Raw genomic sequence first — 25,047 nt, forward strand, 5'->3', positions numbered from 1 at the left:
TCCGTGCCCCCATAACGTTTGGCAATGCCTAATTTGGCCGAGGATATTTTTTTGATAACAACAGAACTACAAACAAGACTCGCGGCGTTGTCTATGCCAGAGCACAAGTATGCCATTAAAGGTATTAAACGAGGGATTGAACGTGAAGCGTTACGCATAAACCCAAATGGTAAAATTGCTCAAACACCTCATCCCCAAAACGCAGGTCATCCGTTAACACACGGAAGCATCACAACTGATTTTTCAGAGTCGTTACTTGAGTTTATAACGCCTGTAAGTGAAGACTCACAAGAGACACTTGCTCAGTTGAGCGACTTGCAAAAGTTTACGCTTTCTCAAATGGGTGATGAACTGCTGTGGCCAATGAGCATGCCTTGTTTCATTAACGATCAAGAAGATATTGCGTTAGCCCAATTTGGTAATTCGAACATTGGCAAGATGAAAACCCTGTATCGTGAAGGTTTAAAAAACCGCTATGGTAGTATGATGCAAGCCATCGCTGGTGTGCACTTTAATATTTCTTTTCCAGATAGCTTATGGCAAAGCCTAAAAGCATTAGAAGGTAATAAGCAGTCGCTGCAAGATTTTATTTCTGACAAGTATTTGGGCCTGATCCGCAATTTTAAGCGTGAATTATGGATATTGAGCTATTTGTTTGGTGCATCACCGGCTTTGTGTCCCTCTTTTTTACAAGGTAAAGAAAGTAAGTTGCCATTTGAAAAGCTCGCTAATGGTATTATTTATCTTGAGCATGGCACCGCGCTTCGTTTGGGTGACCTTGGTTACACTAACAGTGCGCAATCGTCGTTGAAGGTTATGTACAACAGCTTAGATGAGTACATTGTAGGGCTGCGAGAAGCAATTCGTTGTCATTCTGATTTGTATGGTGATTTGGATGATTACACCAGTGATGCACCTAAGCAGTTGAACAAAAATATTCTGCAAATTGAAAATGAGTTTTACTCGCCAGTAAGGCCAAAGCGCAATGCGCATAGTGGCGAGCCTCCGACGCATGCGTTGGAACGTGGAGGCATTGAATACATTGAGATCCGTGCATTGGATGTTAATCCGTTCTCAGAAACAGGCATTAACCTCGAGCAAGTTAACTTCCTAGATGTATTTTTGACGTATTGCTTACTGAAACCTTCGCCTGAAATGGACTGGCAAGAGCAAAAACTGACTCAGGTGAATCTTCGCACTGTTGTTAATCAAGGTAGAGATCCCAATGTTGAACTTAGCAAAGAGGGTCAAAATCAGAAACTGACGCACTGGGCGAAGCAGATATTTGCTGATCTTATGGAAGTGGCAAAATGGATGGATGAGGCCAATAACTCAGATAAGTATACCACTACTATTAGTGAGTTAAGCGGCTGGGTAGAACAGCCTGAATTGACCTACTCAGGACGTTTGATTGAAGCGCTTAAAACAACTCAGCAAAGCGGTGATATACTTGCTTTAGACTTAGCGCAACAATATAAATTGGCATCTCAGCAACGAGAGTTTCAGGCTTATGATGAAAGCAAGTTGCGTGGTTCGGTAGCTGAATCAAAACAAAAAGCCAAAGAAATTGAACAAAGTGATTCTTTGAGCTTTGTAGCATTCTTAGATGATTACTTTGCTAAAGCGTAGGTAAAAAAAAGCGCAGCTTAAGAGGCTGCGCAAATAAATTTCAGGGATGAAACAATGCTAAACTGCTGCATTCATAAGTTAAGACTCGCACTATTTAGAAAAGTTCAATGGGTTCGAAAAAAAATGCGAAAATTTATTATTTTATTTCCAGTGTTACTTGTTTTAACTGGTTGTGCAACTGCCCCACCTTCGCAACCTAATGATATTTGTAAAATTTTCCAAGAAAAAGAAGATTGGTATTATGATGCAAGGGATGCTCAAGATAAATGGGGGTCACCCAAGCATGTGCTGATGGCGATGATGTTTCAAGAAAGTTCTTTTAAGCATGATGCAGCCCCACCCATGGAGTATTTTTTGTGGGTTATCCCCATAGGTCGAGCGAGCTCTGCATATGGCTATTCTCAAGCTAAAACGCCGACATGGAGTGACTATATTCGTGAAACTGGCAATTCAGGCGCAGACAGGGATGACTTTGAAGATGCTATCGATTTTATGGCATGGTTTGTTTATAAAACGCATAAAATCAATGGGGTGTCCAAGTGGGATGCCTATGCGCAGTATCTTAACTATCACGAGGGTTGGGGAGGATATAAGCGCGGTACCTATCGTAAGAAAAAATGGTTGATGTCGGTTGCTAATAAGGTCAAACATCGTGCTAGCCGATATGGTGCACAGTTAAAGCGTTGTGAAGATGATTTAGATAAAAACTGGTTTGAACGTTTGTTTAGTTAACTTAGATTTTGGAGGTAATGTGTTTTGTTGCCTCCCTCACACTCTTTCACGTCATTATTAGAATACTGCTGCTACGCTTTACACTGTATTGCATCAACGATTAGTAAAGTATTTAAATACACAGCTTTCTAGTCCAAAGGGTTGACAACTTCATGACTATTGAGAAGCATCGCTGAACAATAGGTCCTAAGAATCAAGTAAATCTAGGAACTTGAAATTCACATTATGCCCAAAATGAAAAAGGAAGCGCTTTACGAGCGTTTAACCAACGTTGAAGACGCCCGAGCTTGTGAAGCAATTGCAGATGATGCCTGTAAAAATGTGCCAAGTAATTTTATATTTATGTTGGTTAGTCAGATATTGAGCAAATTTGCCGATGCTTTGTTAAACCCAAAAGTGACTTTACCTTGGTTAATGCAAGGGCTTGGTGTACCAAGTGCATTTGTTGCTTGGTTGGTGCCCATTAGGGAGTCTGGCTCGTTATTACCTCAGTTGGCTATCGCCAGTTATATCCGCAAGCTGGCTAAACGTAAATGGATATGGGTGAGTGGCGCATTGGTACAAGCGCTCTGTATTGTATGGATGCTCATAATATCATTGAACTTGAGTGGCGCTGCGGCCGGAGCTGCTTTGATAGCCGTATTGTGTTTGTTTAGCATGGCCAGAGGCTTTTGCTCGGTTGCAGCAAAAGATATACTTGGTAAAGTGATTCCTAAAGGGGATAGAGGTAATTTAAGCGGCTTAGCTGCAAGTATTACTGGCTTTGCAACGCTAGTTTTTGCTTTTACCCTGTGGTTATTGCCCGAACGATATCAAAGCCAAGCGGCTATGATTGCCTTAGGTATGAGTGCACTTATGTGGATGTTTTCTGCGCTTTGTTACAGCATGATTATTGAGCATAAGGGAGCGACTCAAGGGGGAAAAAATGGCCTTTACCATGCGCTCAGCAAGCTGAAGATCCTCTATCAAGATAGGGCTTTTGCTCACTTTGTGTTGACTAGGGCGTTGTTACTCTGCTCTGCGTTGAGCGCGCCATTTTATATTGTGCTGGCCAGTAATACTTTGTTAGATATTCCTTTATTAGCATTGTTTATGGCCATGTCTGGTTTAGCTAGTTTTGTATCAGCCCCATTTTGGGGGCGTCTCAGTGATTTATCCAGTAAACATGTCCTTATGTTGAGCGCCTTTTTAGTTGTCGCAAACGGTATTATGGTATTTTTAGTAAGTACGTGGCAAAGCGCTTGGCTGAAAAGCGTTTGGTTTTTACCCTGTATGTATTTCTTGCTTAGTGTTGCGCATCAAGGTGCGCGTTTGGGGCGAAAAACCTATTTGGTCAATATGGCTGAAGGGGCCTTACGAACGGATTACGTGTCAGTCAGTAATACCGTGATAGGCGGCTTGCTGTTAATCTTGGGAAGCTTGGGTCTATTAACTACTTGGCTATCCATCTCAGAATTGATTTTAGTGTATAGTTTATTGGGGTTATTTGGGGCAGTCAGTGCGGCATTTTTAAAGTCGGTTGAGTGAGTAAAGCCAGTGCTTTCGGCCAGTTATTTTCAAATAAAAAGAAAAGAGTAAGGTTATGTTGAAAAAAGTACTTCTAGTTTTACTGATAATTGTTGCTGCACCTTTTATTATCGCACTGTTTGTTGCTGATAGTTATCACGTAGAACGTCATGTGGTTATAAAGCGCCCGGTCGAACCGGTGTTTTCATATATTAAATTACTAAAAAATCAGGATAACTATAGCTCTTGGGGTCAAATGGACCCAAATATGCAAAAAGAGTATCGTGGTGAAGATGGCCAAGTCGGATTTGTATCAGCATGGCGTAGTGACAATCCAGAAGTAGGTATGGGTGAGCAGGAGATCATCAAAGTTGTTGAAAATAATCGAATTGACTACGAACTTCGTTTTTTAGAGCCTTTTCAGTCTACTAGTCCTGCTTTTATGAGCACAGAAACCGTGCCAATTGGAACAAAAGTGACGTGGGGATTCGATGGAGAAATGAAATATCCCATGAACTTAATGTTATTACTGATGGATTTTGAACAAGTGATAGGTGAAGACTTACAGGTTGGTTTGGACAATTTAAAAGAAATACTTGAGCAGGCAGAGAAGGTTTAAACAGGTATAAAAAAACCGCTTGCGCGGTTTTTTTATCGGTCACTTCCTAGTGTGGTTTTAAACCACACCGCGTGGCAAGCGACAATCGTGATCTTTGCCTGCAAGCTCTGCAATCCAGAACTCTTCAGCTGTGTAACCCTCAGCGTTTTCTTTAATTACTTTAAAAGAGGCTTTTTTCGCTGTTTTAGTGGGGGCTGCTTTGGTTGTTTTTGCTTTTTTAGCAGTCGCCGCTTTGGCTGGAGCGGCTTTAGGAGAATCGCTAGGGGTTGCAGAACCAGAAGTTAGCTCTTCAGTTAATGCTGCTACTTCCGCAAGGCGCATGTTTTTTCCACCATCAATGCTATACCAGCCAGGCTTGGTAGTAATTTCAGGTTTCTTGCCGTGGGCAGCTTCGTAAGCAGCTTCAAAAGCGCTTAATACTTCAGTTTTATCTAGTTTACTCATCGTAGATCCTAGTCGTTTTATACGCGGATACGCGGGATTAAGATTTAAAGAGTATTTATACTCAAATTTGCACGATTTTTCAATTTTTTAAGGTTTTTGCTTCCATTTTTGGCTTATAAACGCCAAAATTTGCGAATAATTAAGACAAAATACTGTTAATTTCATGAAGCGTTCAGAATTTACACACATTCTTACTGAGTTATTAAAACCCGATTCGATCCGTGACTTTGCCCCAAATGGCTTGCAAGTTGAAGGCTCGGATGAAGTGAAAAGAATAGTAACAGGCGTGACTGCAAGTCAGGCATTAATTGATGCTGCGGTTGAAATACAAGCTGATACCATTTTGGTTCACCATGGGTACTTTTGGAAAGGTGAAGCGCAAGTAATAACTGGTATGAAAAAGCGCAGGATTGCTAAGCTGTTAGCCAATGATATTAATTTGTATGGTTACCACTTGCCACTGGATATTCACCCTAAACTTGGTAACAATGCACAGTTAGCTCAATTACTGGACATAGAACTGCTTGGCGGGCTTGAACCAAGCCCAACCAGCGTTCCTGTGCATGGTAAGCTGGTATCACCTATGTCAGTCGAGATGTTTGCTGAAAAAATAGCCACTGTGTTAAATCGCAAACCACTGGTCAACAGTGTGCGTAACGAACCAATAGAAACCATAGCTTGGTGCACTGGTGGTGGGCAAGGTTATATTGACATGGCTGCAAGTCAGGGCATTGACGCTTACCTAACGGGTGAGGCATCCGAGCAAACAATCCACAGCTCGAATGAGCAAGGTATAGACTTCTTTGCTGCAGGCCATCACGCTACTGAGCGCTATGGTATCAAAGCGTTAGGGGAGTACTTAGCTGAGCATTATGATCTTGATGTTACGTTTATCGATATAGATAATCCAGTTTAAATACTCAGAGGCGCTATAGCGCCTCTGGGTCTATCCAGCGTCTTAAACTTATCCAAGCTTTACCCAGTACCTCATAATAGTGCGATGTGACCGCATTTAATGTTGATGATTGAGCAATCAGTTGTTTGTATGATACTTGGCTTTTAAAATTAAAAAATTGCGTTGGTGCCGCTATCGTATCAATACCCTGTGCCTCAAATAAATCTTTGGCTCTGCTCATATGGGCGGCAGAGGTGACCAATGCAACTTGCCTATCGACCAAAATAGGCGCCAATAATTTTGCTTCGTCTTTAGTATCTAAGGCATTTGGGTTGGTACGAATGCGTGAAGCTGTAATGCCCAGGCTAATAGCCGTTCTTTTCATGAGTACGGCACTGGATTGCCCAGAAACAATGAGCTCAGCACTTTTATAGTGATGTGATAAGCGCACACCTTCAGTTAATCTAGACAGTGCGCAACCACCAAGTTGCGCATTGGCATGTAATCGAGCGTTGGGGTATACGTCACAGCCAAGTACGACTATTTTGTCAACACGCTTATGTTTTTGGGTATTAAATGTACTTAATTGAGACTCAATAGGAGTGATCATAAGATCAGCAACGTAGGGGGTGCTGATAAACCACAAGCTCAAGAGGCATAGCCAAGCAAGGCCATATGATTTTTTATTGGCCCTACTTATATAAAACAAGCAACCAGCGAGAATGATGAGCAGCAGTGGTAAAGGCATAAGTACACTGCCCAGCAGCTTTTTAAAAACAAACATAATAAACCCAATCAAAAAGATTGGGTTTAGTGTAGTAAAATTGTTCTTAAAATAATAGCTTAGCGGTTATTGTTCTGTTTGCAGGTATTTAAAAAGTGGCGATAGACTGGGTTGTCTTTCATATTCTTTTTCATGGCTAGATACATAGGGCGAGTTAAGCCTAATGCACCTAACGGGATTGACTTAATAAGTCCCTGACTCTCATAGGGTGTAACCAACCAGTCAGGTAAAGCTGCAACACCCATACCAGCACTCACTAACTGGAATATAAGCAAACCTTGATCAACGGTTTTTAGCGTGCCGTCGAAACGGGCGTTTTGAATAAAATGTTTGAAAATGTCCTGACGTTCTTTTGGAATCGGGTAGGAAATAATCGTTTCGTCTTTCAAGTCGAGAGCTGTGACATAGGCTTTTTTAGCCAATTCGTGATCAGGCGCTACTATCAACTTTAACTTGAAGTCGAACAAATGCGCATACTCTAGCTTATCTTGTTCCCTCAAGTCTGAAGTCAGCACTAAATCTAACTCCTCTTCAAGTAGATCGGGAATAGCGTCGTAGCTAAAGCCACGTTCATAGTCGACTTTGATATCAGGCCAGAAGTTATTGAATTCCTTTATCGTTGGCAATAGCCAGTGAAAGCAGGCGTGACATTCTACGCTTAATCTCAATTGAGATATTGGCTGATTTAGACTTTCTTTCAAGCGACATTTTGTTGCTTCGACTCTTGGCAAGATATCGTTTGCTAGTTCAAGTAACAGCATACCTTGAGGTGTGAAGCGCACTGGCTGCGTTTTTCTTTCAAACAACTGGCAATCAAGTTTGTTTTCCAAGTCTTTAATTTGATGTGACAAAGCCGATTGAGTTAAGAATAACTCACGTGCAGTATTAACAAGTGACCCAGTATCTTTTAATGTTGCGATGGTTTTCAGGTGCTTTATGTCTATCATCTTTAATAAATCTCATTATTAGCTTGAGTTAAACTCAGATTGCTTACCCTGAACTTCTTTCATTACCGTATAGTAACGTCTAGACGTCTGCAAAACCAGCAATCGATGATTAGTTTTTAACAAAATCACTATAACACTATTTTTGACAGCGTTGTCATTTTTTATTTAACTTTTTTGCAAAAAATACAAATTAATTTTATTCATCTTATTCTGCTGGGGGTGAATAGTTGTACAAATTTCATAGAGACTTGCCTGTTTTTCTACTTGTTGGAGCCGTTGCTCTGCAAAAGGCTGTTTTACTGTTCAAATCTAAATGAACGTATTTGGTGTGTTCAAAGCCCATATCGATGGGCCTTGACCTAACTCTGATGCTTTATATCGATAATGTCATTTCGGTGTTACTGATCAAAAACTCCATGGCTTGACGTGCAGGGAGCGGCTTTGAGACCATAAAACCTTGACCAAACTGACACCCTTTTCGTTTTAGCAGTGCCCACTGTTTTGGGTTTTCAATACCCTCGGCAACTACTTTCAATTCAAGCGATTGTGCTAGAGACAAGATAGTGTCTATGAGCGGGTTTTCTTTGTTTGTTAGTTGATCAACAAAACTTTTATCGAGTTTTAATACATGAATGGGTAGTTGATGCAGGTAACCAAGTGCTGAATAACCTGTACCAAAGTCATCTAAGTAAAGTTTAACACCAAGAGGTTCTAATCCTTGGATTATCTTAGTGGCCAGTTTGAGGTTCTCAATTAGCCCAGACTCTGTTATTTCGATACATAGGGCGCCATTGGGCAGTTGATAATCAATGTATAGCTGCTGCATGTAAGTCACAAAATCGAGGCTGGCAAAATGACGAGATGACACGTTGACCGTAATTTTTGTCATCGGATAGCCCGACAACCTCCAAGTTTGTAATTGTTTTGCGGCCAAGCGCAATAAATACAAATCAAGCTCTATAATTTGCCCTGTTTGTTCAGCAATAGGAATAAACTCATTGGGGGGGACCAGACCATTTTTGGGGTGGTGCCACCTTACGAGCGCTTCGAAACTGACGATGTGTGGATCGCTCAATGAGAAGATCGGTTGAAAAAATAGCTCAAATTCATCATTTTTAATGCCATGTTGTAGGTCGTTTTCAATATCGGCTCGTTGTTTTAGTTTGCGGCGCATGGCGTTATTAAAATAACAAACTTGTCCTCGCCCGCGAGACTTGGCTTCATACATGGCAGCGTCAGCTTGTTGTAAGAGGGTTATTGCATTATCAGTTGCGTCGCCAGTAAAAGCGACACCAATGCTACTTGACGCCTGTAACACGTGACCATCTATGTGCAGAGGTTTAGAAATAGCCTCGTTAATACGTTCAAGTGCGAGAGCAACTTGCTCTTTGTCTTTGACATTTTCGATGAAAATTGCAAACTCGTCACCGCCTAATCGAGCGAATGTATCAGTGCGTCTAATACAGGCATTGATCAAGTTAACGATAGCAATTAAAAACTTATCACCAACATCGTGTCCGAGTGCGTCATTAATACTCTTAAAGCGGTCAAAATCTAGGTAAAGTAAGCAATGCTGTGTATCGTCTTCTGTGCGCTCTAACGACAAAATAGCATGTTTGATCCGTTCTAAGAGTAAATAGCGGTTAGCTAATCCTGTTAGCTCATCATGCAGCGCACGATGCTCCAGAGCTTGGCGAGAAAGCTGCCTATCAATGGCCATGCTCACTTGTCTACTGATGTAGGTTAGAATCGATAAGTGCTGATGATTAAAAGCCCGGTCTTGGGTGTAGCTTTGGATCACGATGACACCTTGAAATTGGTCGTTAACCGCAAAAGGTACGCCTAACCATGATTTGGGCGAGCGTCCCACCATTTGGAAATGACCAAGCTCAATATGATGTTCAAACTCTCTACTATTACATAGTAGGGGTTTACCTGAAGTGAGAGTAAAGTAAGAAGCGGTATGTTTGATCTGTGCTTTGGTGACACGCTGATGGGCGTTACATTTTACTTTGCCCTCAATTAAGTAATCAATTTCAAGAATATCGCTATATCTATCATATAAGCCGATAAAAAAGTTCTCTGCGGGTAATTGACTGTTGATGATCTGATAAAGTTCGTCGTAAAAAGCTTCCAAGTCAAGCGATCGGTAAGTGATATTGGCTATTTTTAACAGACACTTTTCAAGTTGTTGCGCTTTATTTAGCTGTTCAATTGTGGTTGTTAGACTATTGAGCGTACGTACTTGGTTTATTTTGGCACTGAGTAAGTGCGCAACGGTTGAAAGTATCTGCAAATGGGCGTCTGTAAAGTAATCTCTTTGTGGGTGTTCACAATCGATCACGCCGATTAATTTGTTTTCGTAAACCAAAGGCACGCATAACTCCGAAAGAGCAGGGCGGCTATCTGCAATATACATAGGCTCAACAGATACATCACCTGAAACAAAAGCCTGCTGCGTTCTGGCCACGTGTCCCGTGATCCCTTGTTCGATCGGAATTTTTGTTTGCGCAACTTTATAATCACTACTCTGCTGGGCAACGCCCATACTGGCAACGATTTCCAAAAAATTTGTTTGTTCATCAGCAAGGTAAATAACACAGTCGACAAATCCAAGGCGACATACAACTTGTGCGGTAACATAATCAAATAATTCATCTAGTTGGGTTATCTGTAATAAAGAAGATGAAAATTGATTGATGATGCTAAGCTGCTCGGTTTTTGATTCTAGTTTGTTATTGGGAAGCATTCACATCACTCTTAAAAACGACTATCGACAATTTAACGTACTTATAAATGAAACGACACATTAATTGTGCAAAAAGAGCATTAAATTAACGAAAATTGGTATTTTCAGCCTGCAACAGGCGTAAAAACTTTACTCTGCATAGCGAACTGCCTATGATCGGGCAAATTCAGCCGAGGAAAATAGCAATGACAAGTACCGTAAACACCCTCACTATCACTCGCCCTGATGACTGGCATGTGCACTTGCGTGATGGCGCAACGCTTAAAGACACCGTTAGAGATATTAGTCGTTATATGGGGCGTGCTATTATCATGCCCAACCTAGTTCCGCCAGCGACTTGTACCGAGACGGCTCTTTCTTACAGAGAGCGTATCCTAGCGGCACAGCCACAAGGCAACTTTGAGCCGTTAATGGTCCTGTATCTCACAGATAATACAACTCCTGAAGAAATCAAAAAAGCCAAAGCGAGTGGGCATATCGTTGCAGCAAAACTCTATCCCGCGGGGGCGACAACCAACTCAGATTCGGGTGTAACGGATATTGAGAATATCTTCCCTGTCTTAGCGGCAATGGAAGAAGTTGGTATGTTGCTGCTTGTTCACGGTGAGGTGACTGACTCGGCAATTGATATTTTTGATAGAGAAAAAGTCTTTATTGAGACCAAGCTAGCTAAAATAGTTGATGCATTTCCTAATTTAAAGGTTGTGCTTGAACATATCACCACAAAAGATGCTGTTGAATTTGTCAAACAGGCGTCATCCAATGTGGCTGCAACCATTACTGCGCATCACTTACTTTACAATCGAAACCACATGTTAGCTGGTGGAATACGCCCTCATTATTATTGTTTACCTATTTTAAAACGTAATATTCATCAGCAGGCGTTAATTGAAGCTGCAACTAGCGGTAGCAAAAAGTTTTTCTTAGGCACGGATTCTGCGCCGCATGCGAAAGATAAAAAAGAAGCTGCATGTGGTTGTGCAGGTGCGTATACAGCACATGCGGCTTTAGAGTTATATGCAGAAGCTTTTGAAGAAGCGGGGGCTTTGGATAAGCTCGAGGGGTTTGCAAGCCATTTTGGCCCTGATTTCTACGGTTTACCTCGAAATACGGATACGGTGACACTACAAAAGTCACCTTGGACAGTGCCTGAGAGCTATCCTTTAGGTGATAGTCAGGTAGTGCCGATTAAAGCTGGTGCCGAAATTGACTGGAAAGTCATATAGTAAGCACAATATGCCAGAGAAAAAGCGCCTTTTTGGGCGCTTTTTTAATTCTTAAACATGATTTTATTATTAAATTTGTGCACAGTTTGTACCGTACTTCATTTTATATGTTAGGCTAAATAGGCTTTGAGTTTTTGCTGTTCTATGGATGTAAGAGTTGCGGTAAGGAAATATGGTTAACTGAGCGATATCGTGAGGTTAGCTCTCGAATGGTATTTTTTGCTGTATTTATTATTCCGACATGTTGCGGCGCAAGCTCAGGGAGGCAGCCGTTTAGGCGAATGTTAAATTGATCTGACTTACAGGAATAATAGGTATGTCTAATTCTAAAACAGGTAAAGTAAAGTTTTTCAACGAATCAAAAGGCTTTGGCTTTATTGAACAAGAAAATGGCCCAGATGTGTTTGTACATTTTAGTGCTATTTCAGGTGACGGTTTCCGCACCTTAACCGACGGTCAAGCTGTATCTTTCGAGGTTAAGCAAGGTAAAAAAGGCCCTGAAGCTGAAAACGTAGTGGCTATTTAACTACCATATTTGCCTGAGGAGTAACGCCCGTTGCTCCTATTTTAATCATTCACTTCACTTTATACCCTGAAATTTTCTAATATTATTTGATTTACTAGGTTTATATGTAAAAATATAGTAATCGGAATATATAAACTAAATTCTTTTTATATCTGATAGGATATACCTAATTTGGGTATTTTAACTCTAATAATTTAAGAGAATTATCAATGCGTGAAATTAAATCTTTTATCAAGTCTGCAAGTTTTAGTGAGCTAGAAAAAGCTGCTGAGTTAATCAATGAAGCTATCGAATCTCAGCGTGAACAGCAGCAAGTAAAAGAGGAAGTATTGGCACTGATCAAGGAAAAAGGTTTAACACTTGAAGATCTTGTTGGCGGCGCTCAGGTTGATAAACGCGCAAAAGTAAAGCCAAAGTATAGAATTGAAAAAGATGGTGAAGTATTTGAGTGGACTGGTCGTGGTAAAACACCTAAAGCATTTGTTGGTGTGAACTTGGATGATTATACCATTTAAAGACTCGATGTAGTTTTAAACTCTATATAAGGCCCTATATGGGCCTTTAATCGTTCTAACCCGTATAATATTAGCATTTCTGTATTAGAGTGAGTATTTTGTATCTATACACTCCGTTCTTATCAGCAAGAAGCTGTACATAATACCATCACACATTTCAAAGTGAGTAATGATCCCGCAGTCATTGTTTTACCGACCGGTGCGGGTAAGAGCTTGGTGATTGCCGAACTGGCGCGCTTGGCAAAGCATAAAATCTTAGTGTTAGCACATGTGAAAGAGCTTGTTGAGCAAAACGCACAAAAGTATGAAAGCTTTGGTCTAAGTGCGAGTATATTTTCAGCGGGATTAAAACAGAAATCGTTTTCACAGCAAGTTACTTTTGCGAGTGTACAATCGGTTGTAAGAAACTTAGAAAAACTAAATAGCTATTATTCACTTGTTATTATAGATGAGTGCCATCGCGTTGATGGTGATGAAAACAGTCAATATGGCAAGATCATCAGCAAGCTCAAGCAGCATAATCCAGCATTAAAAGTATTGGGCTTGACGGCAACCCCGTATCGATTGGGCATGGGGTGGATATATCACTCCCATTACCATGGCTTTGTCAGAGGCACGAATAATAGCCCTTTCAAGCGTTGTATTTATGAATTGCCCTTACGGTATATGATAAAAAATGGTTATTTAACTGCACCAAAAGAGATTGACCCGGCAATCAGTAATTATGACTTTTCAGCGTTAAAAACGGATTGTTTTGGTAGTTATTCTGAAACAGACATGAATAAGTTGCTATCTGCGCAAACCCGAGCAACTAAGAGCATTGTTTCGCATATTATTTCGCAAAGTGAAAATAGACAAGGTGTTATGATATTCGCAGCAACAGTGTTACATGCTAAAGAAATCTATGATTATTTATCAAACGATAATGTTGCATTAATTACAGGTGAAACAAAAGCTGGTGTTCGTGACGATATAATCAATGAGTTTAAGCAAAAAAATATAAAGTATTTGGTGAATGTGTCTGTATTAACAACAGGTTTTGATGCACCTCATGTTGATTTTATAGCAATTTTACGCCCAACAGAGTCGGTGAGCTTATACCAACAAATTGTTGGGAGAGGACTTCGCTTGAGTAAAAATAAATCGGAATGCTTGGTGATTGACTACGCAGGCAATGATTTTGACTTGTTTTCACCTGAAGTGGGCAGCAAAAAGCCAAATAGCGATAGTGAACCTGTGCAGGTCATGTGTCCTGGCTGTGGGTTTGCGAATATATTTTGGGGCAAAACCAATGAGCAGGGTCAAGTAATTGAGCATTATGGCCGACGTTGTCAAGGCTTGCTGGGGGAGGTACCTGAACAGCAGCAATGTGACTATCGTTTTCGCTTTAAAGAATGCGATGCCTGTGGCGCAGAAAACGATATCGCGGCCAGACAGTGTGCCCAGTGCCGAGCGGTGATGGCGGATCCTGATGATAAATTACGAGCAGCATTAAACCTAAAAAACGCTATGGTGTTACGTTGTAGCGGTATGAGTGCAGAGCCCCTAAAAAACGCACTCGTTAAAGTAACGTATTATGATGAAGACGGTGCGAGCTGCTCTGAGGTATATGATTTTGACAATGCAAAGAGTCGGTTTGTATTTAATCGCGATTTTGCGAAAAGGCTTAAAGGAAGAGAGCATCTGGTTGAGTGGCAAACAGCCGAACAAGTTTGTGCTTCGGTACATGACTTACTAGCGCCGGATTTTGTGATTGCAAAACAACACAAGCAATATGGTTGGCAAGTACATGAAAAAATATTTGATTATGAGGGACATTACCGTGTCGCAGATAAGTCTTAGAGCCCTTTAGGGCTCTAAGGGTAACCCTTTGGGCTGCGTCATTCGGTCATTTTTCTACGTTTCCGCCTGACTCACATAGAATAACTATGCGATGCGGGCTCAGCCTTGTCAAAACACCCGAATGACTGCGGTAAAAACATACAGGAAAGTTCAACATGCCCTAGCAACCTGGTGCTATTCTTGTGTCATTATTCCCCAGCCATCACCGTAACCTTCATGGCTATTAGCAATACTTTCTAGATACTGTTCAGTTTGACTTAATAACTGGTGTTCAGGAACCATTTTTATTGATGTGACAACTTCCCAAACACCAGTATCTTTACACTGCTGCAGTTCAGTTTCAGGGGCAAGTTCATCTTCACCAATGGCGTTAATAAAAGACTCAGCTTGTTGCTTTTGCTCAAATAGAATAAAAAAGTCAACGGTATGGAATTGGGTAAGATCAATGCCAGCATCAGCCATTTCGGCTAATAGCTGGCCATTATCATCATCAGGGAATTGCATAATTTGGTCCAAATAACTCAATTGCCTCTATTGTCGGTTATTCAGCAATAAATAAAAAGAGGTCAGCATTAAATTTAGTGCTCGATTGCATAGGGATTGTTCATAGGGCGTTATGGTGGCCTGTGATATGCTATTTTGCAATTTAAACAAAAGGAAGCTATTTGGGTGTGTAAGCCACTAGTTTTATTATGGGTGTTTTTGGCGACCTTTCCTGTTGCTCAAGTTCAGGCGCAATCAAAGTGGCAGCTTGAGCATATCAATATTTTGGGTATCGATAGCGAACTAAAAGCCAATGCAGAAGGAACATTACTTGCCTACACCGGGCAAACATTTGATGACCAACTGCAAGAGCAAATCGAAGAAGACTTGCAACAGGCTTTACAAGCACTTGGTTACTATCATAGCCAAACTATTTTTGACGCCAACGCACAAAACAACACGCTGGTAATTAACGTTGTGCCAGGAGAGCCATTACAGTGGCAAAATATTTTGTTGAAACTAAGCGGGCCTGCCGAGGAAGATGTTTGGCTTGTAAACATGGCCAGTGAGTTACCAATTAAAGTGGGTGATACGCTCAATCATGCGAATTATAGTCAAGCTAAAGCCAGTGTTGAAGGGCGGTTACTTGAGAGAGGCTACTTCGACTTTAAATGGCTACGTCATGAACTGAGGGTAAACAAATCAGAGCGCAACGCTCAGGTAGTTTGGCATATTGACAGTGGTGAGCGCTACCGTTTTGGCGTAATAACAGTAGACGACAGTACGAAGGCCCAAAAGTATATTCGTTCTTTAGCAACTTTCAAAGTTGGAGAGCCATATAACAGTGAGGCTCTATCGCAATATACATTGTCTTTAAATAACACGCCTTATTTCCTATCCGCTAAAGTTTTTCCACAGCTGAAAGAGCGGGCAAATGGTATTTTGCCCATTAAAGTCGAAGCCATAGATAAGCCTGCTCATAGCTTTGAAGTGGGTGGTGGTTACAGCACAGATCTGGGTGCAAAAGCACGCTTAAAGTGGGCTAAACCTTGGTTAACTGAAGACGGTCATTTTGTTGAAAGTAATTTGTCTTTGTCCGAGCGCCGACAGGATATTATGGCAAGTTACACCATTCCTGTATCAGATCCTAACAATGATGTATGGCGTATGCTTGCAGGCTACCAAATCAACGATGACCTGCAACAAGGCATCAATAGTAAAATTTGGAATGTTCAGGTGCAACGTCAGTGGTTGACGAGTGACAACTGGGTGAGGACCCTTTTTTTGAAGCGAGAGCATGAAGAAACCGAGCAAGATGGTGATCCCTTTAAATCGGAAATGTTGCTTCCCGGTATTAGTTATGCCAAGAAACAGAGCAAAGGGGGAGCCACGCCTTATTGGGCAAACGAACGTTTAATTTCAGTTGAAGCAGCCAGTGACTCGTTAATTTCTTCGACATCGTTACTTAAAGTGCGATGGAATAATGCTTGGTTACGCAATTACTATGAAAAACACTATCTGATAAGTCGGGTTAACCTAGGCGCTATCGTTGTGGATGATATTCATAGCGTGCCTTTTAATATGCGTTTTTTTGCTGGTGGCGACCAAAGTATCCGAGGTTTTTCATATCGTTCAATTGGCCCAAAAGAAGAGGATAAAGAAGTGGGGGGCAAGTATTTAGTAACGGGGTCTGTTGAATATAATTATCAATTTGCACCCAAGTGGCGCGCTGCTTTATTTGTTGACGGCGGCACTGCAACTAATGATTTTTCTGAGAAGTGGTCAGTGGGGGCTGGTTTTGGTTTTCGCTATATCACACCAGTTGGGCCTGTTCGGTTAGATCACGCGTGGGGCTTAAGTAAAGAAAGCAGAAGTACAAGGTTAAGTATTGTCATAGGGCCTGAGATTTAATGTCGATTTTCAATATACGCAATTTTAAAAAATGCTTAGCTGGGGTTGGTATGCTTGTGGCTGTGCTGTTTTGTTTGTTGGCCACGGCTCCAGGCCATCAATTGTTAATTCGTAGCGCGCATTTTTGGGTAACAGATTTATCGATAAATTTAGAAAAAGGGCGTTTGTTATCGGGGGCACCTTTTGATATTGACTATAAAAGTGATCACCTAGCTCTCCAAGCACAGCAATTAGCTATATCGCTAGAGTGGTTTACATGTTCTACCCTATGTCTTGACATCTCAGCACAAACTCTGGAATTAGCAATTGATAACCAGCGTTCACCGCAAACACATCAAGCGCTTGGCAACATAGAGAATGAACCCGAAGAGGGTGGGCTCGAAGCGCCGTTTAATATCGGTATCAAAACTTTGCTGATTAACCATGGCAATTTGATATTGCCTCAGCAACAAGTTGCAATAAAGCAATTGAACATGGCAGTTTATTGGCAAGGGACGGATGTGCAAATACCGCACCTAACTATGCAAAATGTGGATATAGTACAAAAGGTTAATGAAGATACTTCACCACCAACCATGCCAACAGAGCTGCCGGTCATCGACGTGACAATACCACCTTTACCGCTCACGCTTCGTTTAGATAGGTTGCAAGTATCTCAGCTTGCTTTCCTGCAAGAAGGCAAAACGACACAAGTCACTGATATTGAGCTGCAAGCGATTGTGGCTCAAGCAGGCTTGCAATGGAAAGGGCTACGCGCTCGGTATCAGCAAGCTAGTTTGAATGCGTATGGTTCGTTGGATTGGGCTAAGACATTGCATGTTAACGCTTCGAGTGAATTGAGCACAGGCACAGAGCACTTAACATTGGAAGTTTCAGGCACATTGTCTGATCTGATTATCCATGCAAGCAACCAAGGAACGTACGCCTCAGATATTCAAGCCCAGATTGATTTCACGCAAATCAATTGGCCGTTTGAACTGTCAATGAGCGCGATGAATTGGACTTTGCATGACTTGATTGATGAACCCCTAGCTCAACTGTCGTTAAACAAAGCCTCGCTTCAAGCGACGGGTAACGCGAATGACTATGCACTGAATATCAAACTTGATGGCACTACGCGCAACAACAAGGCGTTCGACATCAATGCAAAGGTTGCTGGCGGTTTAACGCAAGTGCAATTAAATGAAGGTCGCTTGCAATGGGACCAGACCGACTCCACGTTGCAAGCAAGCTTAGACTGGCAAAATACGCTCATAGGAGAAGTCAAAGCCGATATAGCGCCATTACCATTGAGCGAATTTATTTCTGATCTTCCTAACAGTCAGTTAGCAGCACAATTAGATACACGTTTTGAGTTAAAAAATGAAAATTGGCAGTTGCAGGTTGATGGTTTGGCAATCAAAGGTAGTTTGTATAACAGGCCATTTTACGCAAATGTTAACTTGACGCTCGACCAAGATTTTCATGGGCAACTCAATACCCTGAAAGTTCGATATGGAGACAGTCTTCTTGGGCTTGAAGGCAAGTTGCATCAGCATTTAGCATTAACAGGCATGATGGAGATACATCATCAGAAAGATCCATTGTTTGCCGCTGATTTAGATCTATCATCAACGTTTGAGATAACGGGCTCCCATAGAAGTCCAAAAGTGCAACTACAAGGACAACTGACACGATTTATCAATGAGCAATTATCGGTGGCTAGTGCAAAGTTCGATGTGAGCACTGATAGTGAGATAAATTGGCAAACAAATGCTGCAATTCAAGCACAGATGGTGCGCACACAGGGATTGACGCTTGATGCGGCTAACTTTGGGTTGCAAGGAGACTTGGCAAAGCATCGATTTGAACTTAATACTCAAGGCGACGTCAATGCATCGATAAGCGCAATAGGTGGTCTACTTAATAGTCAATGGCTTGGTAAAATCAACGCTGCGACAGCCAGTTACAAGAACCAAAATTTGGTATTACAAAACGCGGGTGACCTTCAACTCTCATCTGAACACGTGACGTTGGCGCAGCAGTGTTGGCAGGTTTCACACAGTGAGATGTGTTTTGCCGCTGAGCATGATCTGCTGACGAGCAAAGGGTCTAGCCAAGTGACCATCAAACAGCTTGTGCTCAATGATTTAAATGCTTGGTTTGAAGACGTATTACAACTGGATGGATTGGCGCATGGTGATGTCGCGCTTGCATGGCATGATGGAAAGCTAAGCCAAGCAGACGGGCAGCTGAAAATGCAGCAAGTGAAGGTGTATACCCATAGTGATGAACAGCTACACACGCTGCCTATTGAAGCGTTGTCGACTCAATTGAATAGTAATAATCAGCACGCACAAGTGCAATGGCAAATGAACTCTTCCATCTTGGGGCGAATGGATGGGCAATTTCAATTGCCTTTAGTTGATGATAAGAGCTTGTCCCCGACAGCAAATCTTAATATTGTGCATATGTCATTGTCTCCATTAGCACCCATTCTAAGCAAAAGTTTCAAACAACCAGTTAAACTTGACGGGGATGTCAGCGGTAAGCTGTCTCTTTGGGGGTCGCGAGAGCAACCACAGTTAAGTGGTAATATTCATGTCGATGACATCCATCTTGCCAGCGAGTTGTCACCAATCTCATTGCAAAACTCGTCATTGATCATGACACTTAATGATAAGGCTGCATCGTTGCATGGAGTACTTCAGGCACAACAGGGCGGAAAGCTATCTTTAGATGGCAGTGTTAATTGGCAAAGTGGCTTGAGTGCGCGTATTGACGCTCAAGGAGATGACTTTTTCATTGCGCCAAAAGCTGGTGTGGAATTAACACTCTCACCTGATCTGCATTTCGAGTTTAGGCAAAACAAGGCCGCGCTAACGGGTCAAGTTACCGTGCCTTATGGTCGAATTGAAGTAGAAGAGCTGCCTGCAAATGTTGTACAGATATCGGAGGATCAAATTATTGTTGATGAGCCGGTTACTAGACAAACACACTCACCTGTTCCCTACAGCATTGATATTGATGTGCAAGTTGGTGATGACTTTAGAATCAAAACCTTCGGACTCGATAGTTACATTACAGGTCAGCTGGACATCAGTAAGTATCCCGCCAGCCCTTTGTTAGCTAGTGGTGAATTACTGTTACAGGAAGGGCGCTACAGAGCTTTTGGTCAAGACTTACTTATCAAAACAGGGCAAATTGGCTTTAATGGTGCACTGGATAAGCCTTATTTGAATGTGCGTGCGATTCGTAATCCTGAAGTGACGGCGGATGGTGTGGAGGCTGGTATAGAATTAAGCGGTAGTATTGACGCGCCGAAATTTGCGATTTATTCGGTGCCTGTTATGGATCAATCCCAGTCTTTGGCTTATTTGCTCAATGGAGAGCCTTTAGGGGAAGGGGAGAGTTCAAATGATGCGATTCTTACCCAGTTATTGCTCTCAAAAGGCCTAGGTCGTAGCGAAGGATTAGTGTCGAAAACGGGCGAGAAGTTTGGTTTTAAAGATGTTACTTTAGGTGCTCGAGGTAGTGGCGATGCCACAAAAGTTGAGGTGTCGGGATATTTGACACCCAGTGTACAGGTGAGCTATCGAGTTGGTGTATTTGAACCATTGAATGAAATTGCGGTTCGATACCGCGTATTCTCAAAACTCTATATTGAAGCAACCAGTGGTTTGTACGACAGCATTGATTTACTGTACAAATTTGATTGGGACCCAGAAAAGCAGTAGGACATTAAACAGAACGTTAAGAAGGAGCATCAAATGAAATCTTGCAAACTTATGCTTGTTTGCACACTATCAATGTGTTCAAGCCTTGCGCTTGCACAACCAGATAAAGCGCCACAGGAAGTTATTGAACAAGCGCCTGCTACTGCTTGGCGCCAGATCGATAATAATAATATATTAAAAATACAGCTCCCTACTGGGGCGACCTACGTAGAATTGGATCCATTGCTTGCACCTCGGCAGGTCAATAACATTAAACTGTTGGCGCGTTCCAAGTTTTATGACGGCTTAAGTATGTATCGCTTTGTGGAAAATTTTGTCGCTCAAGGGGGCGATGAAAGTGGTAAAAAATCGCTTAAATATGGCAAGCGGCACATAAAAGCAGAGTTGAGCTTAAAAAGTGATACCCCCATTAATATTACTGTGGTGGATACAAACGATGGTTACGCACCTCGCACTGGGTTTTTGAATGGCTTTGCCGTCGCGCAAAATGAAGAGGGTACAGAAACTTGGCAAGTGCACTGCACTGGTGCTGTTGGTATGTCTCGTGAAGATGGCCTGGATACCGGCGGTACGGACTTTTATATCACATTAACGCCGCAACGCTATCTCGATAAAAATACCACGGTATTTGGTCGAGTGTTATCTGGCATGGAGCATGTGCAAAGGTTACAGCGACAAGCAAGTGAAGGAGTGCCTTTTAACCTAATAAGCTCTGTACGAGTACTTGCTGATATTTCGGAGCAAGATAAAACCCGTTTTAAAGTGTTAGATACAGCGCATCCTTCTTTTAAAGCGCTAGTGGCGTCACGAAAAAACCGACCTGAGTCTTGGTTTGTTGCAACGCCAAACTATGCAGATGTATGCGCTTTACCAGTGCCAGTGCGTTACTGACGATTTGTTCTGATCTGATAAGGTGTATTATCTTGGTGGCTTGAGCGATAAGGGTTAATGTCTAAGCCACCTCTTCTTGTGTATCGTGCGTATACTTCTAGTTGCTCCAATCCAAACGTATTCATCAGCTCGCAATAGATGCGTTCCACACACTGCTCATGAAACTCATTGTGACTGCGAAATGAGATCAAGTAACGTAATAGCGACTCGTGACATATGGGTTTGCCAGTATATGAGATAACAATGCTTGCCCAGTCAGGTTGAGATGTTATCAAGCAATTTGATTTCAATAAGTGGCTATGCAACACCTCAGAAACAACGGCTTGTTCATTAACACTTTTCAAAATGTTGGCTGTAGGGCTGTAAACATCAATCACTATATCCAGATCATCGATGCACTTACCTGGCATTGCAGTAAAAGGGATACACGCGTAGTCATCAGCAGTAAATAGTGTAACGGTCACGTTGGTATTTGCGGCAGTCGAAAGGTCTTTTGTCAGAGTCTCTTGAACGGCCTCTTTGCTTGCAAATTTACTTTGATTAAAGCTGTTTAAGTAAAGCTTAAATGACTTAGACTCTATGATGTGTGAGCTTTGGCAAGGAAAAACAAATGTTGCCACTGCAACTTGTGGCTTACCTTTTTCATTTAGCCAAGATAGCTCATAACCCGTCCAAGTGTCTTCGCCTTTGAATGGGAGCGCGGTTTCATCAACTGCAATTTGATCTCGATTGAGCTTACGTGCAATAGGGTGCAGTATAGTGGCATCATATTCAGATGCGTACTCTGTTGATTTACCTAAAACGGATGCTTTTAATTCGGGGGCATTTGTGTAGTCTGTCATGTTTCACCAATTGTGGTTACAATGGCTGCATTATAACGGATCAGACAGCAGTTGGCAGTATGGTAATAGACCAGATTTTATCGCAACTACACGCAGATTATGCGGCAAACTATCAACAACAGCATGGCACTTTGCCATGCATGTATTATGACGCTCAGTGGCCAAGCCCATGTGAGGTGGGCGCGCCAATTAATGATGAGCACATTCAATGGCAGGCAGTTGCTCAGCCGTCAGACAATCACTTGCAAACGCTAGCAAATGCTTTGGGATGTCACTTTTCTAAAGAACTTGATAGTTATTACAGCAGTTTTTTTGCGGGTAATATTGTTGGCAATATCGATGGTCATCAAATTGAGTTGTTGCAAGCTTGGAATCAGGATGACTATGAGCGATTACAGCAAAACATAACAGGTCATGTATTGATGAAACGCAAGTTAAAGCAGCCAGAAACGATATTCATTGGCTTGACTGAGCAAGATGATTTGTTGATCACGGTAGAGCTCGATACTGGCTATGTTTGTTTGGAATATGTAGGAAAGCCAACACATCATGTATTGGCTTCAAGCTTGTCAGAGTTTTTGCAAAAGATCAGCGTTTAACGCTGATCTTAGTTTATGTTGTTATTGAAAATCCCAAGACAGATTGGATACTAACTCACACTTGTCACAGCGAAAGTCAAAGATACCAAACCAAGGTTCTTCTAAAGCCCACTCTCCATTACAACTTGGACATTTGCGTTGTTTCTCGGCTTCTAAACTTTCTCCACCAACTCGATAGATATAGTAATAAACCGGCTTTTTGGTTAAATATCGAATTCGTTTCGAGAGATCCATACCACGCCTAAATAAGTCACTCTCGATACTAGAGATCTCCTCGAGAGCTGCAAACTCACAACGTGTTGCGCCATTAATTTGAATTTGGTCACACGCTTGCCAATCTTCTTGCCACTTAATTAATGCTTTAAAGTCGCCATTGGCAATCGCCGGAATTTTATAAAGAGGTACAGGTTGAAAGTCATCGCCGCAGTAAAGAGGGCTACATGTATGTACATACGTGGTGTACAAAATATAACTCGAAGGTGCATCACACTGATCGGCTCCATTAGCATGAATATCTTGTCCTATCACTTTGACTTTTGGTGTCAACAAGCCAGCCTTTTGTAATTGATCAATGGCGTGTTTTACGAATGGACTGTGATTGAGCGGGTGCAATGCATCTTCTAATGGGCACATGACACGCGTAATAAAATAGCCGTCTTTCAATACTGTAGGGAATTCATCACCAATGATCTGACCGTTAAAACGTAATGCGTTAACGACCCTGTTTATTGCTACTTCGGCAATATCAAGTGTTGTGTCTTGGTAACAATCAAAGGTTAAATCAACAACGAACATGTTAGTCCTTTTCTAGTAATTGTAATAAGCGATCAAGTTTTTGCTCAATACGGTCGAGCTGGCTTAGTTGTTCATTGCTTTGAACAGGTTTTTCTTCTAAGGGGGCCTGGATAATTGTTGGGTCGTTTTTGTAGGCACTCAGACCTGCTATTACTATCGGCATAGGAACGGGCTCACTCAAACGAGCTTTAGTGAGCGCAACACTTGGGGTTTTGCCCTCAGTTACTAACGTTGCAATTGCTCTTTGAACTGCAGGATGCATGCGCTTTACTCCAAACAAATAAAGCGCATGTTATCATAGCTAAGATACTTAGCGTAGCATGGCATCAAGCTCGTCTATTAATTCACACCAGTCCGCATCTTCGCGTAGTGACTCCTCAATAAAGTGGCGCTGCCCGTCATTCCAAAATGGAGCTTCAGCCAACAGCATATCATCCGCTAAGTGATGCTTGTTAATAAACTGCGCAATCTGCTCTTTTGAATTTTCCAGCCCCAATTGCGCGAACAAGGTAGCAAGGTTGTGCTTGCTGGTATCCATAAGTTACTCCGTTAGTTGCCTAAAAATCACACTGTAACTATAGTAGACAGAGCATTTAACAACAATTCGTCGGCCCTAAAAACAACAACATAAGGGAAAAGTATGCGCGTTCTAGAACAACAAAACTTATTGGTAAAATATCTATCACCAGAGGATATGAGAGTTGCAGCTAGCCTGTTATATCAGGCTTATCATGATGATGATGTGATGAGAAATGTGCTGTCTGCGAAAGATGATGGCAGCTATGAAGTAAAGTTGAGAGCTTTGATCCGTGAAGAACTTTCAAGTTTTGGTCAAGGATGTCAGCCTATGATTGGTTTATTTGAAGGTGAAAACTTATATGCGGTTGCTTGTGTTTTAGAGTCTGAAACTGAACTGCAAGCGACGCGTTACTGGCATTGGCGCTTGAGATTGATGCTTAGTGCAGGGTACCTGCAAACACAACAATTAATAGACAAAGAAAATACAATACGGGCGGCACTTGAAGAGTATGGCCATTATTACTTTTTGGCGTTCATTGCGGTGGACCCCCATGTTCAAGGGCAAGGCCTAGGTCATTATTTATTGGCTGGATTGGACGATTTGACTTTGAGCAATGAAACAGTTGCCGGTATGGCTGTTTTCATTACTCAAACTGCGCAAAAAGCCTTCTTTTTAGGTCATGGATATCAGGTGATAAAGCAACTTAGCTTTGAAAAAGTGACTGGAGAGCTCTTATTCAAACCTCGTAGTGCTGACAGAATGGAAGAATGAGTGTGCGACTTTTCCTACAGGAATGTAGGTAAAGGTGTTTTGTTGTATGGTTAAATGGTATTGATCTTCATTTAACCTTTTGTTTTAAAGTGAATTTGTTTTTAT

General features: G+C 41.8%; 23 protein-coding genes. 14 read left to right on the top strand and 9 right to left on the bottom strand.

The genetic code is table 11. The features are described from left to right. Positions 1–51 precede the first annotated feature (51 nt). The 4 genes from gshA (at position 52) to ACW689_RS00395 (ending at position 4,486) form a co-directional block, all read left to right on the top strand. A complete protein-coding gene (gshA, locus tag ACW689_RS00380) occupies positions 52–1,629 on the top strand; it encodes a glutamate--cysteine ligase (RefSeq protein ID WP_476287466.1) in 1,578 nt (525 codons plus the stop codon). A gap of 123 nt (positions 1,630–1,752) precedes the next feature. After that, entirely contained in the window at positions 1,753–2,361 is a 609-nt protein-coding gene (locus ACW689_RS00385) for a transglycosylase SLT domain-containing protein (RefSeq protein WP_476287468.1), read from the top strand. A 225-nt stretch (positions 2,362–2,586) separates the two neighbouring features. After that, complete coding sequence (locus ACW689_RS00390) at positions 2,587–3,888, top strand: MFS transporter (RefSeq protein ID WP_476287470.1); 1,302 nt, start codon at positions 2,587–2,589, stop codon at positions 3,886–3,888. 55 nt (positions 3,889–3,943) lie between these two features. After that, positions 3,944–4,486 carry an SRPBCC family protein gene (locus ACW689_RS00395; protein WP_476287472.1) on the top strand — a complete coding sequence of 181 codons (543 nt, stop codon included), beginning with the start codon at positions 3,944–3,946 and terminating at the stop codon, positions 4,484–4,486. Between the two features lie 57 nt (positions 4,487–4,543). On the opposite strand, the gene ACW689_RS00400 is transcribed toward ACW689_RS00395, so the two are convergent. Continuing rightward, positions 4,544–4,930 (bottom strand): hypothetical protein, encoded by a 387-nt coding sequence (locus ACW689_RS00400; protein WP_476287474.1) that lies wholly within the window; start codon positions 4,928–4,930, stop codon positions 4,544–4,546. Between the two features lie 163 nt (positions 4,931–5,093). On the opposite strand from ACW689_RS00400, the gene ACW689_RS00405 reads away from it, so the two are divergent. Continuing rightward, positions 5,094–5,846, top strand: coding sequence for a Nif3-like dinuclear metal center hexameric protein (locus tag ACW689_RS00405; RefSeq protein WP_476287476.1), 753 nt, complete (start codon positions 5,094–5,096; stop codon positions 5,844–5,846). 13 nt (positions 5,847–5,859) lie between these two features. Here ACW689_RS00405 and ACW689_RS00410 read toward each other — a convergent pair whose 3' ends face one another. The 3 genes from ACW689_RS00410 to ACW689_RS00420 all read right to left on the bottom strand — a co-directional run bounded on the left by ACW689_RS00410 (position 5,860) and on the right by ACW689_RS00420 (position 10,305). Further along, the gene (locus ACW689_RS00410) at positions 5,860–6,609 is read right to left on the bottom strand and encodes a YdcF family protein (RefSeq protein ID WP_476287478.1); all 750 of its coding nucleotides are present in this window, start codon (positions 6,607–6,609) and stop codon (positions 5,860–5,862) included. A 59-nt stretch (positions 6,610–6,668) separates the two neighbouring features. Next, positions 6,669–7,556 carry a LysR substrate-binding domain-containing protein gene (locus ACW689_RS00415; RefSeq protein ID WP_476287480.1) on the bottom strand — a complete coding sequence of 296 codons (888 nt, stop codon included), beginning with the start codon at positions 7,554–7,556 and terminating at the stop codon, positions 6,669–6,671. A gap of 373 nt (positions 7,557–7,929) precedes the next feature. Then, positions 7,930–10,305 (bottom strand): bifunctional diguanylate cyclase/phosphodiesterase, encoded by a 2,376-nt coding sequence (locus ACW689_RS00420; RefSeq protein WP_476287482.1) that lies wholly within the window; start codon positions 10,303–10,305, stop codon positions 7,930–7,932. Between the two features lie 185 nt (positions 10,306–10,490). On the opposite strand from ACW689_RS00420, the gene pyrC reads away from it, so the two are divergent. The 4 genes from pyrC (at position 10,491) to radD (ending at position 14,414) form a co-directional block, all read left to right on the top strand. Further along, a complete protein-coding gene (gene pyrC, locus ACW689_RS00425) occupies positions 10,491–11,531 on the top strand; it encodes a dihydroorotase (RefSeq protein ID WP_476287484.1) in 1,041 nt (346 codons plus the stop codon). A 316-nt stretch (positions 11,532–11,847) separates the two neighbouring features. Beyond that, positions 11,848–12,057: a cold-shock protein gene (locus ACW689_RS00430; RefSeq protein WP_476287486.1), complete on the top strand. Its 210-nt coding sequence runs from the start codon at positions 11,848–11,850 to the stop codon at positions 12,055–12,057. A 209-nt stretch (positions 12,058–12,266) separates the two neighbouring features. Then, positions 12,267–12,572: an H-NS histone family protein gene (locus ACW689_RS00435; RefSeq protein WP_476287488.1), complete on the top strand. Its 306-nt coding sequence runs from the start codon at positions 12,267–12,269 to the stop codon at positions 12,570–12,572. A gap of 102 nt (positions 12,573–12,674) precedes the next feature. Beyond that, positions 12,675–14,414, top strand: a complete 1,740-nt coding sequence (gene radD, locus ACW689_RS00440) for a DNA repair helicase RadD (protein ID WP_476288292.1) — start codon at positions 12,675–12,677, stop codon at positions 14,412–14,414. 174 nt (positions 14,415–14,588) lie between these two features. On the opposite strand, the gene ACW689_RS00445 is transcribed toward radD, so the two are convergent. Then, positions 14,589–14,918, bottom strand: a complete 330-nt coding sequence (locus ACW689_RS00445; protein WP_476287490.1) for a ribonuclease E inhibitor RraB — start codon at positions 14,916–14,918, stop codon at positions 14,589–14,591. A gap of 165 nt (positions 14,919–15,083) precedes the next feature. Between ACW689_RS00445 and ACW689_RS00450 the strand changes: the two genes are divergently transcribed. The 3 genes from ACW689_RS00450 to ACW689_RS00460 are packed head-to-tail and all read left to right on the top strand — an operon-like array spanning position 15,084 to position 21,415. Further along, positions 15,084–16,808 (top strand): autotransporter assembly complex protein TamA, encoded by a 1,725-nt coding sequence (locus ACW689_RS00450; RefSeq protein ID WP_476287492.1) that lies wholly within the window; start codon positions 15,084–15,086, stop codon positions 16,806–16,808. Further along, positions 16,808–20,524 carry a translocation/assembly module TamB domain-containing protein gene (locus tag ACW689_RS00455; protein WP_476287494.1) on the top strand — a complete coding sequence of 1,239 codons (3,717 nt, stop codon included), beginning with the start codon at positions 16,808–16,810 and terminating at the stop codon, positions 20,522–20,524. Before ACW689_RS00450 ends, ACW689_RS00455 begins: the two co-directional genes overlap by 1 nt. Positions 20,525–20,557: 33 nt before the next feature. Next, positions 20,558–21,415 carry a peptidylprolyl isomerase gene (locus ACW689_RS00460; protein ID WP_476287496.1) on the top strand — a complete coding sequence of 286 codons (858 nt, stop codon included), beginning with the start codon at positions 20,558–20,560 and terminating at the stop codon, positions 21,413–21,415. On the opposite strand, the gene queF is transcribed toward ACW689_RS00460, so the two are convergent. Further along, a complete protein-coding gene (queF, locus tag ACW689_RS00465; RefSeq protein WP_476287498.1) occupies positions 21,409–22,257 on the bottom strand; it encodes an NADPH-dependent 7-cyano-7-deazaguanine reductase QueF in 849 nt (282 codons plus the stop codon). The genes ACW689_RS00460 and queF overlap by 7 nt on opposite strands. A 59-nt stretch (positions 22,258–22,316) precedes the next feature. Between queF and syd the strand changes: the two genes are divergently transcribed. Continuing rightward, on the top strand, positions 22,317–22,856 hold the full coding sequence (gene syd, locus ACW689_RS00470; protein WP_476287500.1) for a SecY-interacting protein: 540 nt from the start codon (positions 22,317–22,319) through the stop codon (positions 22,854–22,856). A 21-nt stretch (positions 22,857–22,877) separates the two neighbouring features. Here the strand turns inward: syd and ACW689_RS00475 are convergent, their stop codons facing one another. From ACW689_RS00475 to ACW689_RS00485, 3 genes are read right to left on the bottom strand one after another with little or no spacing between them, the layout of a single operon-like run. Beyond that, positions 22,878–23,651, bottom strand: coding sequence for a Zn-ribbon-containing protein (locus ACW689_RS00475; protein ID WP_476287502.1), 774 nt, complete (start codon positions 23,649–23,651; stop codon positions 22,878–22,880). A gap of 1 nt (position 23,652) precedes the next feature. Beyond that, positions 23,653–23,913: a hypothetical protein gene (locus ACW689_RS00480; RefSeq protein WP_476287504.1), complete on the bottom strand. Its 261-nt coding sequence runs from the start codon at positions 23,911–23,913 to the stop codon at positions 23,653–23,655. Between the two features lie 48 nt (positions 23,914–23,961). Continuing rightward, entirely contained in the window at positions 23,962–24,189 is a 228-nt protein-coding gene (locus tag ACW689_RS00485; protein WP_476287506.1) for a DUF2789 domain-containing protein, read from the bottom strand. A gap of 102 nt (positions 24,190–24,291) precedes the next feature. Between ACW689_RS00485 and ACW689_RS00490 the strand changes: the two genes are divergently transcribed. After that, entirely contained in the window at positions 24,292–24,942 is a 651-nt protein-coding gene (locus ACW689_RS00490; RefSeq protein ID WP_476287508.1) for an N-acetyltransferase, read from the top strand. Positions 24,943–25,047: the final 105 nt, after the last annotated feature.

This window comes from Pseudoalteromonas sp. ABE4_541 (assembly GCF_056312285.1).

Bases quoted from the DNA above. Each gene is read 5' to 3' on its own strand.
- ACW689_RS00385 (WP_476287468.1), top strand. From the start codon at position 1,753: ATGCGAAAATTTATTATTTTATTTCCAGTGTTACTTGTTTTAACTGGT.
- ACW689_RS00390 (WP_476287470.1), top strand. From the start codon at position 2,587: ATGCCCAAAATGAAAAAGGAAGCGCTTTACGAGCGTTTAACCAACGTT.
- ACW689_RS00395 (WP_476287472.1), top strand. From the start codon at position 3,944: ATGTTGAAAAAAGTACTTCTAGTTTTACTGATAATTGTTGCTGCACCT.
- ACW689_RS00400 (WP_476287474.1), bottom strand. From the start codon at position 4,930: ATGAGTAAACTAGATAAAACTGAAGTATTAAGCGCTTTTGAAGCTGCT.
- ACW689_RS00405 (WP_476287476.1), top strand. From the start codon at position 5,094: ATGAAGCGTTCAGAATTTACACACATTCTTACTGAGTTATTAAAACCC.
- ACW689_RS00410 (WP_476287478.1), bottom strand. From the start codon at position 6,609: ATGTTTGTTTTTAAAAAGCTGCTGGGCAGTGTACTTATGCCTTTACCA.
- ACW689_RS00415 (WP_476287480.1), bottom strand. From the start codon at position 7,556: ATGATAGACATAAAGCACCTGAAAACCATCGCAACATTAAAAGATACT.
- ACW689_RS00420 (WP_476287482.1), bottom strand. From the start codon at position 10,305: ATGCTTCCCAATAACAAACTAGAATCAAAAACCGAGCAGCTTAGCATC.
- pyrC (WP_476287484.1), top strand. From the start codon at position 10,491: ATGACAAGTACCGTAAACACCCTCACTATCACTCGCCCTGATGACTGG.
- ACW689_RS00430 (WP_476287486.1), top strand. From the start codon at position 11,848: ATGTCTAATTCTAAAACAGGTAAAGTAAAGTTTTTCAACGAATCAAAA.
- ACW689_RS00435 (WP_476287488.1), top strand. From the start codon at position 12,267: ATGCGTGAAATTAAATCTTTTATCAAGTCTGCAAGTTTTAGTGAGCTA.
- ACW689_RS00445 (WP_476287490.1), bottom strand. From the start codon at position 14,918: ATGCAATTCCCTGATGATGATAATGGCCAGCTATTAGCCGAAATGGCT.
- ACW689_RS00455 (WP_476287494.1), top strand. From the start codon at position 16,808: ATGTCGATTTTCAATATACGCAATTTTAAAAAATGCTTAGCTGGGGTT.
- ACW689_RS00460 (WP_476287496.1), top strand. From the start codon at position 20,558: ATGAAATCTTGCAAACTTATGCTTGTTTGCACACTATCAATGTGTTCA.
- queF (WP_476287498.1), bottom strand. From the start codon at position 22,257: ATGACAGACTACACAAATGCCCCCGAATTAAAAGCATCCGTTTTAGGT.
- syd (WP_476287500.1), top strand. From the start codon at position 22,317: ATGGTAATAGACCAGATTTTATCGCAACTACACGCAGATTATGCGGCA.
- ACW689_RS00475 (WP_476287502.1), bottom strand. From the start codon at position 23,651: ATGTTCGTTGTTGATTTAACCTTTGATTGTTACCAAGACACAACACTT.
- ACW689_RS00480 (WP_476287504.1), bottom strand. From the start codon at position 23,913: ATGCATCCTGCAGTTCAAAGAGCAATTGCAACGTTAGTAACTGAGGGC.
- ACW689_RS00485 (WP_476287506.1), bottom strand. From the start codon at position 24,189: ATGGATACCAGCAAGCACAACCTTGCTACCTTGTTCGCGCAATTGGGG.
- ACW689_RS00490 (WP_476287508.1), top strand. From the start codon at position 24,292: ATGCGCGTTCTAGAACAACAAAACTTATTGGTAAAATATCTATCACCA.